This window comes from Gordonia spumicola, from assembly GCF_009932475.1.
GTDB lineage: Bacteria > Actinomycetota > Actinomycetes > Mycobacteriales > Mycobacteriaceae > Gordonia > Gordonia spumicola.
The window spans coordinates 334,078-355,807 of the sequence record NZ_BJOV01000002.1; the positions used below are offsets into that span (position 1 = coordinate 334,078).

Below are 21,730 nucleotides of genomic sequence, written 5' to 3' on the forward strand. Positions count from 1 at the left end.
CCCGATATGATCCCGGCATGAAGAGCATTCTGGTCACCGCTGCCGTCGCCGGGCTCACCATCGCCTCCGCTGCGGCGTGCTCATCCGACAACTCCAACGAAACGGCATCGCTGACTCCAGAATCGGCGGCAACCACAACGGTCGCCGATGTCTCGGCCCTCTCCGCAATCAAGGCGGCAGGCGCGACGTGCAAACCAGGTCGACGCGACGGCGAGTTCGTCTGTACCCTCAATGGCTTCGAAGTGACGATCTCCGACACCGGGTGGGAACGCGAAACCAATGCCCGCGCCTTGGCGTGTGAGGGCGGCTACATCAACCCATCGTTCGAAGTCCTCACCAACGGGTCATGGTGGGCAGCTACAGACTTCGACCGCGACCTAGCCGCGGTGAAGAGCGCACTCGCCGAGCACGGAGCCGTGGGCGATGTCGAGCTCTACTGCCCCAAGGGATCCACCCCCTAGTGTCCTGAACCGTTAGTCCGTTGCATAAATGACTGCATCAGCATGCTGGTTGAACCGGACCGGAGCGATAGCGAAGGGCCGTGTCGAAACCTGGTGAGGTCAGTTGGAAGTCGGCGGCAGCGTCTTGATGAAGTCGCTGTTCATGCCTGTGTCGTGGTGACGATTCGACAGTAGTCGGACTGCAGTACCAGCAAATGTCACCCGGTTTCGACACGGCCCTTCGCTATCGCTCCGACCCGGCTCAACCACCATTGGGATGCGAATACTTATGCAACGGATTGGCGGGCTCGGGCGACGAAGGCGTCGAACGCCGTCCACGTCGGAGCGTCGAGCTCGAAGCGGAGGACCTGGAAGTCGACGTGGGCTCCGCGTGCCGCGAGGATCACCTTGACCCCGGTCGACGACGGTTTCGTGGTGACGACGAGGTAGTCGAGGTCGTAGAGGAAGGTTCCCGGCGTCCACCGCGTCGACGCCACGGTGAGGAAGTCGTCGTGCCGTGTGACGTGGAGATCGGGTGCGAGCTGCAGTCGTTCGTATCGATCGGCCATGCGTCCTCACTGGAATTGGAAAAGGCCCCCGACCTGCATTGCAGATCGGGGGCCTCGAGCGGTGGCGGAGGGATTTGAACCCCCGGTGCAGGGTTACTACACACGACATTTCGAGTGTCGCACCTTCGGCCGCTCGGACACGCCACCGGGAAGAACTATACGGCAGACCTCCCGGAGCACGAAATCAGCAGGTCAGAACCTATTTCCGTGCCGTTTCCCTACGAGTCGGTCGGAGTTCCCGCCGCGCTGCCCGGCCCGCCGGACCCACCGCCTGTCAGCTTGTCCGCCAACTCTCCGACCTTGGTGACCGCGGTGTTGACGGCGCCCTGAACCTGCTCGTTGGCCGCCACTTCGTTCACCTTCTCGACCGCCGTGTTGACCGCGTTCTGCACATGCTCGTTGGCCGCGATCTCACTGACCTTGCCCATCGCGGTGTTCACCGCGTTCTGCACGTGCTCATTGGCCGCGATCTCGTCGATCTTGGTGCGGGCGGTCTCGACAGCGGCCTTGACCTGCTCGTTCTCGGCGAGATCGGCGATCTTGCCGAGGACCGACTCGACGACCTCGTTCACCTTGTCCTTCGGTGCAGACATGACGTTCCTTTCGGTGTGCTCCCGGGCCCGGTCGCCCGCACCGTCCAGTGTGCCGCAGTTTCAGCGTCGCGCCGCGAAGAAATCGGTGACGAGAGCGGCGCACTCGCGCTCGAGCACTCCCCCGAGCACTTCGGGTCGGTGGACGAGCCGCGGGTCGCGCAGCACGTCCCACAACGAACCGACGGCTCCGGTCTTCGGCTCCCACGCCCCGAACACGACGCGGGAGACGCGGGCCAGACCGATCGCGCCCGCGCACATCGTGCAGGGCTCGACGGTGACGATCAGGGTGCATCCCTCCAGTCGCCAACCGTCACCGTGGCTCCGCGCGGCCTCTCGCAGGGCGAGGACTTCGGCGTGCGCGGTCGGGTCGCCGTCGGCCTCACGACGATTGGCCGCCGAGGCGAGGACCTGTCCGTCCGGTCCGACGACCACCGCCCCGATAGGGACGTCGTCGGGCCCCGTGGCGGCGGCCACAGCCAACGCCGCGCGCATCAGCGTCTCCGCGTCGCGCTGGACTGCGCCGCGGTCCACGATCAGTGGCCGAGGTCGTCGAGGACTGCCGCGAGTTGGTCGGCGCAGCCGAGGCGAGCGGCGATCATGCCGAGTTGCTCGTCGGCGTACAGGTCGGTGTCGCCGACGATCACGCTCATCACGGCGTCGGGCAGGCCGAGGTCCGCGAGGATGGCGAGGTCGCCCTCCTCCCACGGGTCGACGTCGTCGATCTCGTCGGGATCCAGGTCGGGCACGTCGACGTTCAGCGCGTCGAGGACGTCGACGGCGATGTCGTAGTCGACGGAGGCCGTGGCGTCCGAGATCAGCAGTCGAGCGCCGGACGGCGACGGCCGGACGATGATGAAGAACTCGTCGTCCACGTCGAGGAGTCCGAACACGGCGCCGGCGGCGCGGAGCTCGCGGAGTTGCAGTTCGGCGTCGTCGAGACTGTCCAGGGCCGACGGCTTGAGCGCCGTGACCTTCCATCCGGACTCACTGAGGACGACGGCCACCGCGAAGCCGTCGACATCGGTGTAATCGCTTTCCGCGACGGGCTTCGCCATGCTCGCCACGGTAGCCGTTTTTCGGCACGCTCCCAAGTCTGATCGGTGCTGCGTATGCCACGCTTGAGGGCGTGTCTACCGCAACGTCGCGTCCCGTCTGCATTCTCGGCCTCGGACTGATCGGCGGTTCCCTGCTCCGCAGGCTCGCGTCCACCCGCGGCGACGTGTTCGGCTACAACCGGTCGCCGGTGACTGTCGACGCCGCTACGGCCGACGGGTACGACGCGTCGACGGACCTGGCCGCCACCCTGCTCCGCGCCGCCGAAGCCGATGCGGTGATCGTGCTCGCGACCCCCGTCACCGCTCTCGGCCCGATCGTCGACGCCGTCGCCCGGCACGCCCCCGACGCCCTGATGACCGACGTGGTGAGCGTCAAGGAAGAAGTGGCCCGGATCGTCGCACAGCGCCATCCGGGAGCCCGCTACGTCGGCGGGCATCCGATGGCCGGAACCGCGTACTCGGGGTGGGACGCCACCGATCCCTCGCTCTTCGAGAACGCCATGTGGATGGTGACGACGCACGACGACACGGACGCCGACGACTGGCGGGCCGTGTCGGCGATCGCCCGGGAGGCCGGGGCGTTCGTGGTCCCCGCGGCGAACGACGCGCACGACCGCGCCGCCGCGGCGATCTCGCACAACCCGCACCTGACCGCGGCGGTGACGGCCGCCGTCGGCGCCGGGGAGAGCGCGCTGTCGTTGCGTCTGGCCGCGGGGAGCTTCCGCGACGGCACCCGCGTCGCCGGCACCGCACCCGACCTGCAACGCGCGATGCTCGAGTCGAACTCCGTCGCCCTGCTCGGCACCCTCAGCGAGACGATCGACAGGCTCGTGCAAGCGCGCGACCGCCTCCGCGACCACGGCGACGTGGCGCCCCTCGTCGAGGCGGGCCACCGTGCACGACTGCGGTATCAGGAGATCGCCGGGACCGACCCGCAGCCGATCACCGACGTGCGGATCGGCGACGACGGCTGGCAGGCCGAACTCCGCAGGCAGGCGCACCAGGCCCGCGTCTGGATCTAGTGTCGTGTTTCGGAAATTCCTAGACGGTTGGTGGTGCTCCGCTGTGCGGCTGGCAAGGCGGAGGAGGGAGGGATACCCGCAGGTATCACGACCGACGACAACGCAGCCAGGCGTGCAGCGGGGCGCCGCCAACCATTAAGGAATTTTCGGAACGCGACACTAGATTCGGGTGGCGTAGCCGGGGTATTCGACGACAAGACCGTCGTCGTCGAGGGTCAGCTCGTGTGTGACGCCGCCCGTCACGACGGTGAGGCGGTCGCCGTCGACCGTGTAGTCGGCGGTCACCGGCTCGATCGTCGACGTGGGGAAGGTGAGCCGCACGACGGGAACATCCGCCGCGGTGCCGCCGCCGAGGAGCTTGAACCGGTTGACGGCGAGCGTCGTGAAGAACGGCGAGTCGAGCACGTCGAGCGTCTCGGCCCCGCCGAACTCGCTGTGGACGATGGTGTCCGGGGTCTGGACCATCCACTTGCCGTCGAGGTCGCGGCTCACTTCGAGTTGGCCGTCGCCGTCACCGCGTCGGACCCGCACCGAGAATCGGCGTGTGACGCCGATGTCGTTGGTGACGAGTTCGTACGACACCGAGTACGCCTCGACGTCGTCTGTCGCGGCCGCGATGATCCGTCCGTTGGCGCGGAGTCGGCCGCCGCTGGTTTTCAGTCGCACCTGTTCGAGTCGTCCCCCGTCGGGGCTGCGCCAGGTGAACATCGTCTTGGAGCCGGTCCCGGCCGCCGCGTCGGAGGAAGTCACGCCTACTACGTTAGCTTTCAGCCGGTCACTCGGCAGATGGCAACGCCAGACGTGTCGCCTTCGGCAGCCTCGTCGTGCGCGACGGTCCTCCCGTCGACGGAGATCGTGCACGACGCCCCCGAGTGATCGGTGGGGACCACGTTGACGCTGATCACGCCGGTCGACGCTCCGACCGTCTTCTCCCAGCGGTCGGACGTCATCCGTTCGATGCGGGCGCGCCCGTTGTCCGTGTACAGGATCATCGTCCCGGGAGAGCCTTCGACGACGAGCTGCGCCTGCAGGCCGCTGCTCGGCGCGGAGCGCGTCGACTCACCGGGCACCGTCTCGGTCGGCGTTATCGATTTCGGGAGGTACGGGTCGTCGATGTTCTGACTGGCGGGCGGATCGGCGCGGGTCGGGAGGTCGTCGTTCGTGTCATCGCCGGACATCAGCTTCAGGCCGCCGACCACGGCCAGTACCAGCACGACGACGGCGATGACGCCCATCGCGGTCCGCTGCGGCGAGTTCGACGGCGGTGGCGGTGGCGGAGCGGCGACCGGCGCGGCCTGCTGCTCCTGCGGGAACTCCGCCCCGGCCGCGGGCCGGTACCCGAACTGCGCCGCGCCGTCGGAGGCGTACCCGAGCGGCGGGTACTGCTGCCCCGCCGCCATCGGCGGCCGGTACCCGGGCCGCCCGTTCCACTGTCCCGCCTCCACGTCGCTCACCCTACTCACGGCTTCCGTACAAAGCACGACACCCTCTCCGATGTCGGAGAGGGTGTCGTGAACTTGTGCGCCCGAAGGGATTCGAACCCCTAACCTTCTGATCCGTAGTCAGATGCTCTATCCGTTGAGCTACGGGCGCGTGCCTGATCGAGCGTACTCGATCGTCTTCTTCAATTTTACCGAGGGCGTGACCTCGGTCGGCGGAGGCGAGAGGATTTGAACCTCCGGTTCCGTTTTACGCGGAACAACTCATTAGCAGTGAGTCCCATTCGGCCGCTCTGGCACGCCTCCAGCGGAGTCCGTGTCCGAACTTCCGAGGCTGAACACTACACACGCCCGTCCAGCTGTGGCAAATCGGCAGGTCGACGAGGCGCACGGACCCGCGACGGCATACATTCGACGGGTGGCACCACGCATGAGACCAGACCTGGATTCCCTGCCCGTCTACCTCCCCGGCAAGACGTTCCCCGGCGCGATCAAGCTCGCCAGCAACGAGATCACGCATCCACCGCTGCCGAGCGTCCAGGCTGCGATCGCCGACGCGGCGTCCAGCCTCAACCGCTACCCCGACAACGGGATGGTGGAGCTGACCGACGAGCTCGCGAAGTCGCTCGGCGTCACTCCCGCCGAGGTCCAGGTGGGCTGCGGGTCGGTGATCCTCTGCCAGAACCTGATCACCGCGACATCCGGCCCCGGCGACGAGGTGCTGTTCGGCTGGCGCTCGTTCGAGACGTATCCCCTGGCGACTCGCGTGGCGGGCGCCACGCCGGTGCAGGTTCCGCTGACGGGTGACGGCGTCCACGACCTCGAGGCCATGGCCGCCGCGATCACGCCGCGCACCCGCCTGATCTTCGTGTGCAACCCGAACAACCCCACCGGCACCGTCGTCGAGGCCGCCGCCCTGCGGGCGTTCTTGGAGGCCGTGCCGAGCGATGTGGTGGTCGCCCTCGACGAGGCCTACTTCGAGTACATGCGCCTGGCGGGCCCGTACGTGTACGACGCCCTGGAACTGCGGCGCGAGTTCGCGAACCTCGTCGTCCTGCGCACGTTCTCGAAGGCCTACGGCCTGGCCGGGCTGCGCATCGGCTACGCGGTGGCCGACCCGAGCGTCATCACGGCCCTCGGCAAGATCCACGTGCCGTTCAGCGTGGGGACCCTGTCGCAGGTCGCGGCCGTCGCGTCGCTGCGCGCACAGCCGGAACTGCTCGCCCGCACCAACGCCGTCGTCGCCGAACGCACACGCGTGACGACCGCCCTGCGCGACCTCGGATTCCGGGTCCCCGACTCGCAGGCCAACTTCGTGTGGCTCGACGTCCGCGACGACGCGACGGCCCTCGCCGCCGCGAGCACCGAAGCCGGCGTGATCGTCCGTCCCTTCGCGGGTGACGGCGTCCGCGTCACCGTCACCGATCGCGCCGAGGACGACGCGTTCCTCGCCTTCGCCTCGGCGTACGTCGGACGATAGGCAACGCAGAACCACCGTCCATACGGGTCGATGACACTCGTGAGAACGTCATCGACTCGTATGGACGGTGGTTTTGCGTCGCGCGGCGTCTACAGGCCGGGAGCGAGGGTCGCCCAGGCGTTGGGGAGATCCTGCTTCCAGTAGTTCCAGCTGTGCGTGCCGATCAGGCGGAAGCCCTGCGTGAACGCGACGCCGGCCGACTGCATCTGGGCCGCGAACTCCAGCGAGCAGCGGTAGGCGCCGACCTCGAGGGCGGAGCCCGCGGCCATCTGAGCGTCCTTCGGGCCGTCCGACGGGTCGTAGGTCGCGGTCAGGTCCATCGGTCCGATCGCGCCGGAGCCTGCCGAGATGTAGACCTGCTTGCCGCGCAGCGCGTCGAGGCGCAGGGACGGGTCGTGCGCCCGCCAGTAGTCGCCTCCGGGCTTGCCCCACATCTTGACCGCGTCGACGCCGCTCTTCGCCAAGGTCGACCGCACGTAGGCCTCATTCGCCGCGCCGGTGACCGGCGGGCAGCCGCTCAACGACGCGACGCCTCGATACAACTCGGGGTGCCGGACGGCCAACGCGAACGCCGACTGCCCGCCCATCGACAGCCCCATGACGGCGTTGCGGCCCGAACCGTGGAACTTCGAGTCGATCAGCGGAGGGAGTTCCTTGGTCAGGAAGGTCTCCCACTGCGGCTTGCCGAGCTTGGCGTCCGAGTACTTCCAGTTCGTGTAGAACGACGCTTCGCCGCCCGCCGGGAGCACCACGTTCACGTTGCGGCCCGCGAAGTACTGCTGCGCGCCGCCCTTGGTGATCCAGTCGCTGACGTCCTTGCCTGCGTCGGCGCCGTCGAGCATGTAGAGCGCGGGGCGCGGTGCGTCGCCGCCCGGCGTCAGGACGGTCACCTTCATCTTGCGGCCCATGGACGGCGAGTCGACGGTCAGGTCCACCCGGTTCAGAGCGACGTTCTTGGCGGCGACGATCTTCGCCGTGCGGTGTCGGTCCGGCGCTGCGTCAGCGACCGCCGCAGGTGCCAAAACTGCGACAGCTGTTGCCGCAGTGACAACAGAGGCGATTTTCGTAAACCGTGTGGACCACATGGACGCCGAGAGTACCGGACCTACCTGAGGGAATGGGTTGCGTGTGAGTAACGACGGGAAGAAGGTTCCGACGCCCGTCGTCTGTGGATCACAGCCCCGATTCGATGGCCTTCCACATGCGCGGGAGCCCCTGCTTCCAGTACTCCCACCGGTGGGTGCCGACCGACCGCAGATCGAGGGTGAAGCCGATCTGCTTCTGCCGCAGACTCGTGGCGAACTCGCGCGTGCACCGGTCGGCCCCGATCTCCACACCGGACCCGATCGCGAGCACCAGATCGCGCGGGACCTTCGGGTCGTAGTCGACCACACGGTCCGGCTCACCGCGCCGACCCGACCCGGACTCCAGGTAGATCGTCTTGCCGCGCAGCGCGTCGAGGCGGAACTGCGGATCGTGCGACCGCCAGTAGGCTCCGCCCGCCTGGCCCCACATGTTCGACGCGTCGCCGCCGTTGAGCTTGACGGTCGTGGTCACGTACGCCTCATTGGCCGAGCCGGTGATCGTCGGGCAACCGCTCAGTGATGCGACGGCGCGGTACAGATCCGGGTGCCGGGTGATGAGCGTGAACGCGGACTGACCGCCCATCGACAGGCCCATCACACCGTTGCCTCCGGTGCCGTGGAACCGCGCGTCGATCAGCGGCGGCAGTTCCTCGGTGAGGAATGTCTCCCACTGCGGGCGTCCGATCTTCTTATCCTTGTGCAGCCAGTTCGTGTAGAACGACGCCGCACCGCCCGCCGGGAGCACTGCGTTCACATTCTTGTCGGCGAAGAACTCTTCGGCTCCGCCCTTGGTGATCCAGTCGCTGACGTCCACGCCCGCGCCCGCGCCGTCGAGCATGTACAGGCTGGGACGGGGCGCGTCGCCCGACGGGGACAGGACCGTCACCTTGACGTCGCCGCCCATCGACGGCGAGCTGATCGTCAGGTCGTAGCGGCGATCGTTCACCTGCTTCTCGGCGACGATCGCCGAACCGGGGACGTCGGCCGACGAGACGCCGACCTGGGCGGGAACTGCGACGAGGGACACTGCGGCCGCTGCGGCCACCGATGCGAGGCGGACCAGCCGCGAGGAGAACATGCCTGCAGAGGGTAAAGGCGAGTCGCAGGTCACACTTCACAGAAATGGACAGTTCCGTCACAAGTCGACGAGATCGGCACGGAAGCGCTCCGCGTTGGCATGCAGTCATCTATGCAGAGGACATATCGGTGTCAGGGTTCGTAGCGCTCCGGAAGCTCCCGGATGAGACCGGGCCCGAGTTGGGAGATGTTGCCCTGCAGCACGTCGCGGTACACGCGCAGCTGCTCCTCGCCGCTGCGGACCTGCTGGGACAGTCGTCGGGTGTGGTCGGCGCCGATCTCGCGGTCGCCCGACCGCGCCAGCAGGTGATCGATCCGGGCGTCGATCGTCGACGCCCTGTCGAACTCGTTGAGCAGCCGGAGCTCGACCGCGGCCGACTCGACGGTCACGGCGATCTCACTGAACGCGTGGACGCGGTCGATCAGTTCGGACCACACCGGCCGCAGCGCGTTCTCGCGCGCCGCGATGTGCTCGGCGAACCCCGCGTCGAACCCTCCGTTGCGCTTGGCCTGGTCCAGGTCGACGCGCAGGGCCCGGAGCGCGACCACGTCCGACGCGATCTCGGCGATCTCCGCGTGCAGGTTCACCTGAACGCGCTGCATCTCGAAATGGTCCGACAGCCATGCCGGGTTGGTGCGGATGCGGTCGTAGAAGTGGCCCGCGACGAACAGGAGGGTCTCGTAGCCGTCCGCGAACGCCGCACCGCGCGCGAGTGTCCCGGTCGCGACGGCGTCGGGCCCGAACACCTTGGCGGCCATCTCCTCCATCTGGCGGCGCGGCCCGCGGCCACCGACCTGACCGACGGCCCCGACGACCTTGTCGAACATGTCCGATCCGGCCTTGCGGGCCCCGACCGGGCGGTTCGGGACGGGCGTGCACAACAGTCCGGAGAACAACTGCTCGCGCTCGTCGACCTCGAGGAAGGTGTTCTCCCGACGTTCGCGGCGGATGGCGCGCGTCCCGCTCGGGAACACGCCCTTCGCGTTGACGACGGCGCGATGAGCGTCTTCCCTGCGACGGTTGAGGCCGGACAGGCGGGAGCGGACGATCGGCACGACGAGGCCGGGGAGGACCGTGGTCCCCAGGTATCCCTCGGCGTGCAGGATGCTCCGCTGCACGCGGCGCAGTTCGCTGAATCCGTTGGCTGCGGCGGGCAGCGGAAGTCCCGCTGACGCGCGTCGGACGACGGTCGCCCGCGCGGTCGGCGTCAGGTATGCGGAGGCGATGAGCAGGCAGGCGAGGTCGGACAGCTCCGGCGGCTGACCCGGCACACGGGCGTCATTCGTCCACTGCCGCAGATCGGCGACGGTGGTTGAACGGCTCTTCTCTGACATGTGCCCATGCTACCGGCGACCGCCGACACGACGCGCGTGTGAACGGCGACACCAGCCCTCAGATCCAGCCCCGCTCACGTGCGATGTGGGCCGCCTCGGCACGGGTGGACGTCCCGGTCTTCCCGATGGCCGACGACAAGTGATTGCGGACGGTCCCCTGCGACAGGTGGACCCGCGCGGCGATCGCGGCGACAGTGGCGCCCGACAGCGCGGCGCTCAGCACCTCCGATTCGCGGGGCGTCAGCGGATTCTCACCGCTGGTCAACGATTCCGTGGCGAGCGTCGGGTCGATCACGCGGAGCCCGGCGTTGACCCGTCGGACGGCGTCCGCCAACTGTGCGGACGGAGTGTCCTTGACGACGAACCCGGACGCGCCCGCGTCGATCGCGCGTCGCAGGTATCCGGGCCTGCCGAACGTCGTGACGATAAGCGACCGCACCCCCGGCAGTTCCGCGCTGACCCGCGCGGCGGCGTCGATGCCGTCCATGCCCGGCATCTCGATGTCGAGCAGGCACACCTGCGCCCGCGACGCCCTGGCCGCGTCCACCACCTCGTCCCCTCTGCCCACCTGCGCGACTACCGTCAGATCGGGTTCCAGGTCGAGCAGTGCGGCCAGCGCTCCGCGGACGAGGGCCTGGTCGTCGGCGAGCAGCAGTCGGATCTCGGTCACCGGTTCATCCCACCACGCGGGCGCTGATCGTGGTTCCGGTGACGTCGGAGTCGACGGTCAGAGTGCCGCCCGCACCGGCCACGCGTTCGGACAGCCCGCGCAGCCCGTTCCCGTACGCGAGCAGTGGCGAACCGTCGCCGTCGTCGGCGATCGTGATGGCGTCCGGCACGACGACGACGCGGCACGTCGACGCCCCCGAGTGTCGGACGACGTTGGTGACCGCCTCCCGCAGCACCCACGCGAACAACGTCGAGTTCGGAGTCTGCACATCCGCGTCCGGCAGCTCGGCCGCGATGCCCGCGGCGGCGAGCGCACTCCCCGCCGACGCGATGACCGTCGGCAGTTCGGGTGTCCGCAGTCGCCCGACGGTCGACCGCACCTCGGCGAGCGCTTCCCTCGCCAGGGCGTTCACCTCGTCGATCTCGGCTTTGGCGCGTTCGGGATCGAGGTCGACGAGGCGTCCGGCGAGTTCGGTCTTCACCGAGATCACGGTCAGCGAATGCCCGAGGATGTCGTGGACGTCGCGTGCCACCCTCTCCCGTTCGGCGACCACCGCGAGTTCGGCGTTCAGTTCGCGCTGACGTTCCTCCGCCGACTCCCGTTCGGACTCGCGTTCGCTGATCGCGCGGATCGCGATCATCGTCGTGCCGATCGCGGCCATGATCGCGACGACGCCGAAGTCGATCGTCCACCCGAACAGCCGCGGCACCAGCCAGGCGGCCGCCACCAACGACACGATCACGACGATCTGCAGCCGACGCGGTGCGATGAACGAGATGATCGCCATCAGGAAGCCCGCGAGACCGAACGCCTGTTCGTGGATGATCGGGAACAGCGCGAGTGTCAGCGCTCCGAGGACGACAGAGAAGCCGAGTCGCACCCGGTTCGGAACCTGCCGTTGCCCCGGCCTGCCGTTCATGAAGACGACGCACGCGGCGATGTAGACGACGGCGAACGCGACGATCACCGCCACCCCGACGACGCGCAGGGCCATCGGGCGGTCGACCGTCGCGACCGCGGTGAGCGGGTACACCAGGAAGATCAGCCAGACCGCACCGAACACCCAACGCCATTGGCGGGGTGTTCGGGCGGACGACGTGTCGCCGATGCTCATGCGAGTCCTTACTGGCGGTTGCTACTGCGAGAGTAGAAGAAGGCCGCGGCGGTGGCGAAGGTCCCGGCCCAGAACACGGTGTTGATCACCATCACCCACACGCTGATCTGCGTGCCGTCGACGGTGACCCCGTTGTCGAGCGGGTACCGGGCCAGGGAGACGACGCCGAACATCGGCGTGAACTCGGCGATCCGCAGCATCGTCCCCGACAGCGGGACGAACACGTTGCCCGCGAACGCGAGGAGCGCGAGGACGCCGCCGAGAGCCTGCATGGCGCCGTCCGCCTTGAGCACGCTGCCGAGCGCCAGACCGAGTGCCGCGAACACCGACGAACCGAGCCAGCCGATCAGCAGGCAGCCGATCCACACCCCGATCGGCGCGTGCGCGCCGCTCGCCGCTCCGACCACCGTCAGCACGACGACGGGGAGGGCGCTCATCGTCAACGCGAGCGCGATCTTGGTCGCGACGTAGCCGGACGGCTTCAGCGGTGTCATCATCAGCGTCCGGGTCCACCCGGCCTGCTGTTCGATGGCGACCGACGCCGCGTTCGACGACGCGGCGAGGATCGCGCCGTACACGGCCATGCCGATGAGGACGTAGAACGCGACGTTGCCGCTCCCGACCGTCTCGGTGTGCTTCTGCGTCGCACCGAACACGAGGTACAGCAGGGCGGGCATGGCGATGGTGAAGATCATCGCGCGACGGTTGCGGAGCACGCGGCGGACGTCGTACTTGAGGTATGTGGGCGCGATTCCGGCGCCGGTCAATGCGGTCATGATCGGGTCTCTACTTTCCTGCTGCGGTGAGGGAGATGAAGGCGTCTTCGAGGTTGTGGGCGGCGATCTCCACATCGCGGGCCCTGGTGCTGGTCAACAGGTGCCGGGCGAGGGCGTCGGAGTCGGCGAGCGACAGGTAGATCCGGCCGCCGCGGCGTTCGACGATCTGCAGTCCGGGGAACACGCGCAGCAGTCCGGGGACGGCCGCCTCCTCGAGTTCCGCGGAGACGACGCGCCCGCTCGCCCTGGTCCGGATCTCGGCCGTCGAGCCGTCGGCGACCACCCTGCCGCCCGCGATCATGACGATGCGGTCGGCGAACGCGTCCGCCTCCTCCAGGTAGTGCGTCGCGAACAGGACGGTCCGACCGTGGAGGGCGTCGGCGCGCATCGCAGCCCAGAACGCGCGGCGCGACTCGACGTCCATGCCCGCGGTCGGCTCGTCGAGCACGATCAGGTCCGGATCGGGCAGGAGCGCGAGCGCGAACTTGAGACGCTGTTGTTCGCCGCCCGAGCAGCGCGACACCTTGCGCCCGGCGATGTCCGCGATATCGGCGCGCGCCATGACGGCGTCGACGTCCTTGGTCCGACCGTGCAGGGATGCGACGATCGCGACGGTCTCGGCGACGGTGAAGTCGTCCATGAGGCCGCCCGTCTGCGTGATCGCGGCGATCCGGCCGTCGCGCGCGGCCTGCCGCGGCTCCCGCCCGTAGACGCGGACCTCTCCCGAGTCCGGGGACGACAGTCCGAGGATCATGTCGAGGGTGGTCGTCTTGCCCGCGCCGTTGGGTCCGAGGAAGGCGACGACCTCCCCCGGCCGCACGGCGAGCTCGACGCCCTTCACGGCTTCCACGACGGCGCCCTTGGGGCCGGCGAAGCTCTTGGTCAACTGCGTGGCCGAGATGGCGAGTGTGGTGTTCATGCGACTAACGATTCCGCTTTCGCGTCGCCGGAACCCAGCGCAGATGTCACGTCCTTCCCATGACAGCTGTCACGGGTGGGGGTTTGGCACAATGAGCAGTGACAGAGAGCACACCGGAGGACACGATGTCGGACACGACGAGGACCACAACCAGGGTCCGTCGCGCCTACGAACAGTTCCTGTCCGGTGTGACGCCGCCCGACGGCGCGGTACGGGCCCTCGTCCGCGAGTCGTGGGCGCGCTCGATGCACAAGGGAGTCGACGCCGCCCCCGAGGCGTCCCCGGACGGGATGTCCGACTCCGAGTTCTCGGTCTACCGCGCCGAACATCGGCTGACATCGGTGCGACCGCTGATCCGGTCCCTGCTCTTGGACGACATCGTCGACGCGGGCGTCGTCGTGGCCGTCACCGATCGCGACGGGCGGCTCATGTGGGTGGACGGCGACCGGTCGACCCGAAACGCCGCAGCAGCCATCAACTTCGTCGAGGGCACCGTGTGGAGCGAGGACTCGGTCGGCACCAACGCGCCCGGCCTCGCGCTGAGCCTGGACCGCGGCGTCCAGATCATCGGACCCGAGCACTACGCGGGTCCCGTCCAGAAGTGGAACTGCACCGCCGCGCCGGTCCACGATCCGGCGACCGGCGAGGTGATCGGCGCGATCGACGTGACCGGCGGCCAGGCGGCCGCGGCTCCGTTCGCGCTGGCCGCGGTCCGATCGGTGGTCGCGGCGGTGGAACGCGAACTGCGCTCGACCGCCGTCGACCTGTCCGTCGACCGGCCGCTCACCTCACGGCTCACAGTGCTCGGCTCCGACCCCGAATGGCGTTCACCCGGACGGCAGTCGAAGGTCCTGTCCCGACGCCACGCCGAGATCCTGCTGCTGTTGCACCTGAACCCGGACGGGCTCAGCACGGACCGGCTGGCGAGCCTGCTGTCGGACGACGAACTGGGGTCGGTCACCGTGCGCGCGGAGATCTCTCGCCTGCGCCGCGACATCGGCGACGTCGTCTCATCGCGGCCGTACCGCCTCGTCGGCGACCTCTCGTCCGACGTGTCCGACCTGCGGGAGGCGATCCTGGCCGGACGTCTCACCCGTGCCGTCACGATCCTCGGACGCGGCGGGCTGCTCGCGGACTCCATCGCGCCGGGTGTCGCCGACCTGTTCGACGAGTTCCGCGAGGACCTCCGCTCGGCCGTCTTCGCGTCCGGCGACGTCCTGGCCCTGCACGCCTGGGCGTCGTCCCCGCACGGGCACGACGACGTCTTCGCGTGGACCACCCTCCGTGATCATCTTCCGTCCGGCCACCCCGACGCGGCCATCGCCGCCGGACGCGTCCGGCTGCTCAACCGCCGCTTCGGCGTCTGAGCGTTCCTGCCGGAAAGGCCCGTCAGTTCTTGTACGGCCGCATCGGACCTGGCGTCCAGAGGCCGTTGTGATCGGTCGTCGTGACGTCCAGTCGGGCGGTGACCTGGGGAACGAGCGGCTCGAAGCGTCGCAGCGTGCCCCAGTCCTTGGCCCACGCGTTCCGGAGATAGGCGGGCTTGGTCACCGACCTCAGCAGGTTCTCGGTGATGCCGAGCGGACCACCGTAGTCGCCCGCCATCCAGCGCTGAGAGTTGACGCGTTCGCCTTCGGCGTCGGGCGTGATCCGCCACTCCGGCACCTCGAGGACGCCGTTGACGGCCGCCGCGGGACGCTGGCACGGGAACGCGAGCGCCACCTCCCAGTCGAGGAGGACCGGAGCCTGCGATCCGACGAGGTCGTTCAACGTGACCAGCTTGTTGACGCGCGGCGGTGTCACCGCAAGCCACTGCGCTGGTGCACCCGACACGTCGTCCGCGACGATCCGGACGACGCTCGCGCGCGGCGGAGCCGAGGCGAGCGGGAACCGCAGGTTGCGCCACTTGGGGGTGCCGCCCGCGTCCAGCGGGACCATCGACGCGACGGTCGTCACCCGGCCGTCGTTCTCGACGCGACCGAACTCCAGGCGCACCGACTGCCCGCTGTTGAGCACCGACAGGTCGTCGAGGTACTCGATGGAACCGGCGACCGACATGGTGACGAGCGGCGCGTCGGCACTGCGCGCGGGGAGCCCGTACCACGCCGAGGTCAGGTGTCCGCGGCCGGTCGCCGACCCGTACGAGCCGAGAACCGGCACCTTTCGCTGGTCCAGGCCGAACGGGAGCTTCACCGACGAACCGTTCACGCCGAGCGTTCCGACGGTTCCGCCCTCCGTGTCGGCCGAACCCGCCTGCGAGTCCGTCGCGTCGGACGACTGCTGGGCCGCGGCGCTGGTGTCGCTGTCGGACGACTCGTCGTCGTCGCTCTCCAGATGGTTCGGGATGCCGTCGGGGCTGAAGCCGTCGGCCCTGCCCTTTCCGCCGGACAGCGCATCGGCGACGCCGAGACCCTTCTGACCTGGGATGTCGGCGGGTGCGAGGAGTCCGGCGTTCGGATCGGATTCGACGAGCACGTCCTCGGCGAGCGCGCACGACTGTCCGCGCAGCGAGTCGACGTTCGACCGCGCCCACGTCCAGGAGTCGCCGAGTGCGGCCTTACCGACGGACGCGAACGTGAACAGCAGCACGATCGCGCACACGATCGACAGCGAATACCTCGGGATCCGGCCGATCAGTCCGAGCGGAGCCTGCTCCTGCGTCTGCTCCAGCTGGTCGGAGCGGTCGTCGCGGTAGTACTGCCACAGACCGAGGCCGGTGAGCGCGACGGCGACGGCGAAGATCGGCATGTACAGCGCGAGCGGGCCGAAGTGCGGGGTGTCGTCGGCCCACGGGATGCCGTAACTTCCGACGTACCACCACTGGTTGCGGCCGGCGAACGCGACGGCCAGCGCATAGGTGGCGGCCGCGGCGAAGAACGTCCGGTTGCACCGCCGATGCAGCACTTCCGGGCGGATCATCGTCGTCGCCGCGGCGGCCAGCACACCGGTGAGACAGGCGATGGCGCCCATCTGGTGCGTGGCCTTGGTCGGCACGAACGCGAGGACGACGACGGCGCCGGCCGTGACCGCGACCAGCCGCCACAGCGGGCCGGTCGGCATCCCCGCGATCCGTCGCCTGCTCAGCAGCAACAGCACCACGAGCAGCACCGACAGGATGGTGACGAAGATGCCGATGCGGCGGGCGATGGAGCCGTCTGGCGTCGGGTTGAGGAGCACGTAGTAGCGCATGCCCTCGTTCCACCACTTGTTGGTCGGCCCGACGACGCCCTGGACGCGGACGCCCTCCATGATCGACGCGAGTGTCTGGTCGGCGAAGATCTCGTACAGGACGGCGACGCCGGACGCGAGGAGCGGCACCAGCATCGGCAGCCAGCCGTCCCTGGCGCGGCGAGCGCGCAGGCGAGTGACCAGCGGCTTCAGTCCGGCGACGAGGGCGACGGCGGCGATCGCTCCGACCGGGTGGATCGTCAGGGTGAACGCCGCGGTGATGATGGCGAGCGCCCACGGCACCAGTCGCCCGGATGCGATGGCGCGTTCGACGAGCACCCAGGTGGCGAGGACGCCGACGGTGATCGCCGGTTCCACGCGCAGGCCGTTGTTGAACGGGAGCCAGACGGCGATGAAGCCGAGGGCTGCGGCCCAGTACGCCGACGTCGACGTCCGAACGGCCCGACCCAGGCGCGGCAGCGCGAAACGGCTGATCAGGAACCATCCGGCGAGGCCGAAGAGCAGTGGCAGCAGACGCAGCCACGGCACCGACGTGCTGACCTGCATCCACAGGGACAGGTACTGGTAGTGCCAGCCGAACGGGTCCTGCGGGACGCCGAAGTAGCGGTAGTAGTTGTCCAGGTATCCGGCGCCGGGCGCGACGCGACCGACGGTCACCTGGTAGCCGTCGTCCGCGGTGTTGCCGCCGATGAACAGCCAGACGGCGAGCACGCCGGTCACGACGACGTCGGGCAGGGTCGGCCGCCACCAGAGCTTCGGCAGCATCCGGCGGAGCTTCTTGCCGTCGCGCGCGTCGAGGACGGCGAGCGCGGCGATCGACACGATGGTCGCGAGGACGCCGATGATCAGCAGTGCGCGCTTGAGCGCGGTCGGGCTGGAGATGAAGCGGGTGTCGACGGTCGAGCGGAAGCTCAGGCCCTCGGGGACCGTCGATTTCGGCAGGTCGGTGAAGACGCCGAGGACCTGCGGGCGCGAGTTGGGGTCGGGGACGTCGAACGTCGTGGTGCCGTCGCCGGTGAAACCCTGCACCGCGCCGCGTGTTCCGTCCTTGTCGGCGTGGACGACGATCGAGCAGTCCGGCGTGTGCTGGGCCGCGGCGCGCGGCACGTTGAGGACGACGGAACTGCGCTGGGTGACGAGCAGTCGGTCGGTTGTGGCGCGGATGAACAGGCCGACCTTGCCTGCCTCGGTCCCGGCGGCGGGGACCGTCGAGACGAGGACGCCGCCGTTCGCCGGGAGGTCGGCGGCCAGGCGACACGGCACCGTGATGTCCATCGACACCGGCACGTACGACACGTTGGGCGCCGCCACGTTCTGCACGACGGGCGTGGCGTCCTGGGCGATCGCCTGCGGCCAGTTCAGCTCGGTCTTGGTGTACGAGACCGGCAGGAGCGGCGAGAGCGCCGCGAGCAGCACACCGAGCAGGCCCGCGACGACGGCGACGATCTTCGCGATCCGCACGGTCCGGGCGCTCGGCCCGGTGGAGCGTTCCGATTCCACGTTGTTCACTTCACTCACTGCTCACTGGGCGAGACCGCCCGGATCGGACCCGACCGCTTCCAGCCCCAGACAGTCGTGTCGGAGGCGCTCACCCGGGCGGGCGTCGCGGCGGGAACCAGCGGCGTCAACGCCACGAGGGCGCCCCAGTCGCGGTACCAGTCGTTGTTCAGATAGGTCGAGACCGTCGACTCGGAGGCGATGCCGCCGGTGACGCCGAGGATTCCGCCGCCGGATCGGTCCTGCCACGACTTCGACTTCGAGCCCGCCGTCACCTGGTCGGGCAGGATCCGCCACTTCGGCTGGTCGAAGACGCCGTCGCGGGCGGTCATCGGCCGCTGGCAGGGGAACTGCGCGCCGACCGACAGGTCGAGCAGCACAGGCGTGTCGTGGCCGACGACGGCGTCGAGCGTCTTGAGGACGGGCGCGCGAGGCGGGGTGAACGCCAGCCACTCGTCGGGGTTGACGTTGGAGTCGTCGGCGACGATCCGCATCGCGGTGGCGCCCGCGGGCACCGCGGCCATCGGGATGCGGAGGTTGCGCCACGGCCGGTTGGAGCCCCAGTCGGGGTCGATCGGCACGTACTGTCCGACCTTCGTGAACTCCGGGCCCGTGCCGAACTCGACGATCAGCGACCGGCCGGGTCGGGCCGCCTGATCCTGGTCGACGGAGAAGATCGAGCCCGCCGCGGAGATCACCAGGAGCGGCGACGCGTCCCGCGCGGGGAGCCGGTACCAGGACGACACCAGGTGGGCGGTGCCGTCGTCGTAGCCGTAGCTGCCGAGGACAGGTGTGGTGGCCGGGTCCAGGCCGAACGGCAGCGCGGCCGTCGAACCGTTGACCGTGGTCGCACCGCGTCCGCCGAGGGTGCCCGGAGTTCCCGGAGTCACGACGAACGGCGCGGACACCTTGCGACCGGTGTGGATCGTTCCGGCTCCGAGGACGATGTTCTCGGGCGTCAGGTCGGCGGCGACACCGTCCGGCGTGAACCCGACGGACTCCCCGGCGAGCGCCTTGCTGACGTCGCGGGTGCCGATCGGAGCGAGCATGCCCGCGTTGGAGTCGGGTTCGACGAGGACGTCGTCGGCCATGCCGCACGTGTCGCCGCGCAGGGCGTGCAGGTTGGAGCTCAGCGTCGAGTAGCTGTCGGAGCGGTTCACCGCCGCGCGGGCGAACAAGGCGCCCTCGGCGAGCAGGACGGCGACGACCAGGACCAGCAGCGGCGTCGACCGCGCGATCGTCCGCCGGCGCGTGTCGTGGTCGATCTCCTCAGCCGACGGCGGACGCACATGGCACCAGATCGCCGCGAGGAACGCGACGGCGGTCAGGCCGAGGAACAGGGTCGGGACCGGGATGCCCTTGAGCGCGGGGATCTTGTCCGACCAGGAGATCCCGAAGTCGTAGCCCCAGCCCCACGCATTCGATCCGGCGGTCGCCCCGGCGCACGCGAGCATCAGCGCGGCGAGGTAGATCCACAGGTCGCGGGCCGATCGGTGGGCCTGCTGGGCCATCACCACGGTGACGACGGCGGCCAGCGCGGCTCCGAGTCCCGCGTACACGCCGAACTGGACGGTCCACTTGGTCGGTGTGAACGACAGCAGCAGAATCGTCAGCAGGGTGGACGCGACGAGACGCCACACGGGCCCGCGGGCGATGCCGGGGATGTGCTTGCGGCGCAGCAGCACGGCGAGGGTCGCGAGCAGCGACAGCACGAGCACCAGGACGGGCAGTCGGCGGGCGAGGGCCCCGTCGTCGTGCGACAGGGTGAGGAAGTAGAAGCGAAGCAGTTCCTGGTACCAGGCCGCGGTGGGTCCGAGTTCGTAGCGGACGCGGATCGACTCGGCGACGGTCGCGATCGTCTGCTGGCGGAACACCACCATCACGACCAGGGCGAACGCCGCGCCGACCGGTGCGACCAGCGGCAGCAGTCCGACGTCGCGGTGACGGGTGCGGATCACGCGGAGCATGGGTCGCGAACCCGCGATCAGGACGGCGATCGCGATGATGCCGTGCGGCGCGGTCGCGAGGGTGAGTCCGGCGAACAGTGCGGCGAGGGCGGCGGGCAGGATCCGCCGGGTGGCGACGGCGCGTTCGACCATCCACCAGGTCAGCAGGGTGCCGAGGACGATGATCGCCTCGCTGCGCATACCCGACGCGAACGGCATCCAGTAGGCGACGAACACCGCGGCCGCGGTGACGACGGCCCAGCCGGACGCACGGACCGCGACGCCGAGTCGCGGGAGCAGCACCCGGCTGAGGATGAACCACGACGCCAGGCCGGCGATCAGGGCGGGAAGTCGCATCCAGATCGCGGCGGTCGAGATCTCGGCCCAGTGGCCGAGGAAGGAGTAGTACCAGTCGAACGGGGCCTCGGGGACGTTGAACCAGCGGTAGTAGTCGCCGAGATAGCCTGCGTCGGCCGCGTTGGCACCCATCGTGAGGATGTAGCCGTCGTCCGACGACCCGGCGCCGAGGAAATGCCAGATCACCAGGGCAGCGGTCACCAGCAGGTCGACGGCGCTCGGGATCAGGATCTTCCAGCGTCCGACGGGCGAGAAGCGGTGACGATGGCCCGACTGCGCGTCGAGCTTCCACACCGCGAACAGGGCGAGCACCGCCGCGATCGCACCCGCGATCAGGACCAGCCACTTGATGATCGTCGGCGTCACGTCGAACCTGTTGTCGACGTCGATGCGCACCGCGAGCCCCGCCGTCTGCGCGGTGGCGACCTGCGCCGCGTCGAGATCCGTGAAGACGCCCGTCACCTGCGGCTTCTGTGCGTCAGGATCGGTGGCGGACGGTCCGACGCCCACGAACTGCGCGCGCATCGTCGGGCCGTCGGACCACACGTGCAGGCTGCGGCACTTCGCGAGGTCGGCCTGCGTCGCGGTCACGAGGTCGACGCCGCGGACCGTCGCCGTCACCCCGGAGTGCGACGCCGTGATCGACAGCGCGTTGTCGCGGAATCCCTCAGCTTTCGGGGGCATCGACGCGACGACGGTGACCGGCTTGTCGCCCGCCGCATCGCGGAGCACACCGCACGGGACGTTCACGTCCAGCCCGGCAGGCGTCTGTGTCACCAGCGGCGCGACGACCGATCCGTTCGCCGGATCCAGCGTCTGGCCCTGCGGCCAATTCACCGTCGCGGACCGCTCCTGAACAGGCAGGAAAGGCGTCAGCACCGCTGCCGCGATCGCGATCGATCCGGCGACGGCCGCGATGATCGCGTACGTCCGGGAGCTGGGTTCTCGGCGAGTAGACATCGAGGTGATGCTAAGGCGTCGCGCTTAGGAAAACCTGAAGGGCTCCACATGTCGCAACGTGTCTGCAATGAAACTCACGAAGATCGTCGATCGTTCCACGATCTCTGCACTGACCAATACTGTCGGAATCGCGAAGTAATCTGTATCCGTCGGAGTCGTCGAAGGAGGATCGTTGGAGCCTACCCGCAGTGCAGTCTCACGGATATC

The 21,730-nt window shown here is 69.0% G+C and carries 19 protein-coding genes and 3 tRNA genes; 4 read left to right on the forward strand and 18 right to left on the reverse strand.

Annotated features, from left to right (window positions below):
• The first annotated feature begins 17 nt into the window (after nucleotides 1-17).
• Complete coding sequence (locus GYB83_RS03705; protein ID WP_161894212.1) at nucleotides 18-461, forward strand: hypothetical protein; 444 nt, start codon at nucleotides 18-20, stop codon at nucleotides 459-461.
• Between the two features lie 266 nt (nucleotides 462-727).
• Here GYB83_RS03705 and GYB83_RS03710 read toward each other — a convergent pair whose 3' ends face one another.
• The 5 genes from GYB83_RS03710 to GYB83_RS03730 all read right to left on the reverse strand — a co-directional run bounded on the left by GYB83_RS03710 (nucleotide 728) and on the right by GYB83_RS03730 (nucleotide 2,657).
• Complete coding sequence (locus GYB83_RS03710; protein WP_161894213.1) at nucleotides 728-1,009, reverse strand: hypothetical protein; 282 nt, start codon at nucleotides 1,007-1,009, stop codon at nucleotides 728-730.
• 59 nt (nucleotides 1,010-1,068) lie between these two features.
• Nucleotides 1,069-1,156, reverse strand: a tRNA-Ser gene (locus GYB83_RS03715).
• Nucleotides 1,157-1,227: 71 nt separating this feature from the next.
• Nucleotides 1,228-1,602 carry a mannosyltransferase gene (locus GYB83_RS03720; RefSeq protein WP_161894214.1) on the reverse strand — a complete coding sequence of 125 codons (375 nt, stop codon included), beginning with the start codon at nucleotides 1,600-1,602 and terminating at the stop codon, nucleotides 1,228-1,230.
• 60 nt (nucleotides 1,603-1,662) lie between these two features.
• Nucleotides 1,663-2,139 (reverse strand): nucleoside deaminase, encoded by a 477-nt coding sequence (locus GYB83_RS03725; protein WP_267130315.1) that lies wholly within the window; start codon nucleotides 2,137-2,139, stop codon nucleotides 1,663-1,665.
• Nucleotides 2,136-2,657, reverse strand: a complete 522-nt coding sequence (locus tag GYB83_RS03730) for a tRNA adenosine deaminase-associated protein (RefSeq protein WP_161894215.1) — start codon at nucleotides 2,655-2,657, stop codon at nucleotides 2,136-2,138. Before GYB83_RS03730 ends, GYB83_RS03725 begins: the two co-directional genes overlap by 4 nt.
• A 71-nt stretch (nucleotides 2,658-2,728) precedes the next feature.
• Here GYB83_RS03730 and GYB83_RS03735 point away from each other — a divergent pair, with 71 nt between their 5' ends.
• A complete protein-coding gene (locus tag GYB83_RS03735; RefSeq protein WP_161894216.1) occupies nucleotides 2,729-3,679 on the forward strand; it encodes a prephenate dehydrogenase in 951 nt (316 codons plus the stop codon).
• A 159-nt stretch (nucleotides 3,680-3,838) separates the two neighbouring features.
• Here GYB83_RS03735 and GYB83_RS03740 read toward each other — a convergent pair whose 3' ends face one another.
• From GYB83_RS03740 to GYB83_RS03755, 4 genes are all read right to left on the reverse strand, one after another.
• A complete protein-coding gene (locus tag GYB83_RS03740) occupies nucleotides 3,839-4,429 on the reverse strand; it encodes a putative glycolipid-binding domain-containing protein (RefSeq protein ID WP_161894217.1) in 591 nt (196 codons plus the stop codon).
• A 17-nt stretch (nucleotides 4,430-4,446) separates the two neighbouring features.
• Nucleotides 4,447-5,142, reverse strand: coding sequence for a hypothetical protein (locus GYB83_RS03745; RefSeq protein ID WP_161894218.1), 696 nt, complete (start codon nucleotides 5,140-5,142; stop codon nucleotides 4,447-4,449).
• A 57-nt stretch (nucleotides 5,143-5,199) separates the two neighbouring features.
• A tRNA-Arg gene (locus GYB83_RS03750) sits at nucleotides 5,200-5,272 on the reverse strand.
• 62 nt (nucleotides 5,273-5,334) lie between these two features.
• Nucleotides 5,335-5,424 (reverse strand) — tRNA-Ser (locus GYB83_RS03755).
• A gap of 112 nt (nucleotides 5,425-5,536) precedes the next feature.
• Between GYB83_RS03755 and hisC the strand changes: the two genes are divergently transcribed.
• Nucleotides 5,537-6,598 carry a histidinol-phosphate transaminase gene (gene hisC, locus GYB83_RS03760; RefSeq protein ID WP_161894219.1) on the forward strand — a complete coding sequence of 354 codons (1,062 nt, stop codon included), beginning with the start codon at nucleotides 5,537-5,539 and terminating at the stop codon, nucleotides 6,596-6,598.
• An 89-nt stretch (nucleotides 6,599-6,687) separates the two neighbouring features.
• Here the strand turns inward: hisC and GYB83_RS03765 are convergent, their stop codons facing one another.
• The 7 genes from GYB83_RS03765 to GYB83_RS03795 all read right to left on the reverse strand — a co-directional run bounded on the left by GYB83_RS03765 (nucleotide 6,688) and on the right by GYB83_RS03795 (nucleotide 13,574).
• Nucleotides 6,688-7,683: an alpha/beta hydrolase gene (locus GYB83_RS03765; RefSeq protein ID WP_161894220.1), complete on the reverse strand. Its 996-nt coding sequence runs from the start codon at nucleotides 7,681-7,683 to the stop codon at nucleotides 6,688-6,690.
• Nucleotides 7,684-7,771: 88 nt separating this feature from the next.
• Nucleotides 7,772-8,761, reverse strand: coding sequence for an alpha/beta hydrolase (locus GYB83_RS03770; protein WP_161894221.1), 990 nt, complete (start codon nucleotides 8,759-8,761; stop codon nucleotides 7,772-7,774).
• Between the two features lie 131 nt (nucleotides 8,762-8,892).
• Entirely contained in the window at nucleotides 8,893-10,095 is a 1,203-nt protein-coding gene (locus tag GYB83_RS03775; protein WP_161894222.1) for a hypothetical protein, read from the reverse strand.
• A 58-nt stretch (nucleotides 10,096-10,153) separates the two neighbouring features.
• Nucleotides 10,154-10,765 (reverse strand): response regulator transcription factor, encoded by a 612-nt coding sequence (locus GYB83_RS03780; protein WP_161894223.1) that lies wholly within the window; start codon nucleotides 10,763-10,765, stop codon nucleotides 10,154-10,156.
• A 4-nt stretch (nucleotides 10,766-10,769) separates the two neighbouring features.
• On the reverse strand, nucleotides 10,770-11,879 hold the full coding sequence (locus GYB83_RS03785) for a histidine kinase (protein WP_161894224.1): 1,110 nt from the start codon (nucleotides 11,877-11,879) through the stop codon (nucleotides 10,770-10,772).
• Nucleotides 11,880-11,887: 8 nt separating this feature from the next.
• Nucleotides 11,888-12,655, reverse strand: a complete 768-nt coding sequence (locus GYB83_RS03790) for an ABC transporter permease (RefSeq protein ID WP_186349704.1) — start codon at nucleotides 12,653-12,655, stop codon at nucleotides 11,888-11,890.
• Nucleotides 12,656-12,665: 10 nt separating this feature from the next.
• Nucleotides 12,666-13,574 (reverse strand): ABC transporter ATP-binding protein, encoded by a 909-nt coding sequence (locus tag GYB83_RS03795; protein WP_161894226.1) that lies wholly within the window; start codon nucleotides 13,572-13,574, stop codon nucleotides 12,666-12,668.
• A gap of 125 nt (nucleotides 13,575-13,699) precedes the next feature.
• Here GYB83_RS03795 and GYB83_RS03800 point away from each other — a divergent pair, with 125 nt between their 5' ends.
• Nucleotides 13,700-14,941, forward strand: a complete 1,242-nt coding sequence (locus GYB83_RS03800) for a helix-turn-helix domain-containing protein (protein ID WP_161894639.1) — start codon at nucleotides 13,700-13,702, stop codon at nucleotides 14,939-14,941.
• A gap of 22 nt (nucleotides 14,942-14,963) precedes the next feature.
• On the opposite strand, the gene GYB83_RS03805 is transcribed toward GYB83_RS03800, so the two are convergent.
• Together GYB83_RS03805 and GYB83_RS03810 are read right to left on the reverse strand one after the other, a co-directional pair.
• The gene (locus GYB83_RS03805; RefSeq protein WP_161894227.1) at nucleotides 14,964-18,281 is read right to left on the reverse strand and encodes an arabinosyltransferase domain-containing protein; all 3,318 of its coding nucleotides are present in this window, start codon (nucleotides 18,279-18,281) and stop codon (nucleotides 14,964-14,966) included.
• Nucleotides 18,278-21,523: an arabinosyltransferase domain-containing protein gene (locus GYB83_RS03810; protein ID WP_161894228.1), complete on the reverse strand. Its 3,246-nt coding sequence runs from the start codon at nucleotides 21,521-21,523 to the stop codon at nucleotides 18,278-18,280. Before GYB83_RS03810 ends, GYB83_RS03805 begins: the two co-directional genes overlap by 4 nt.
• Between the last annotated feature and the right edge of the window lie 207 nt (nucleotides 21,524-21,730).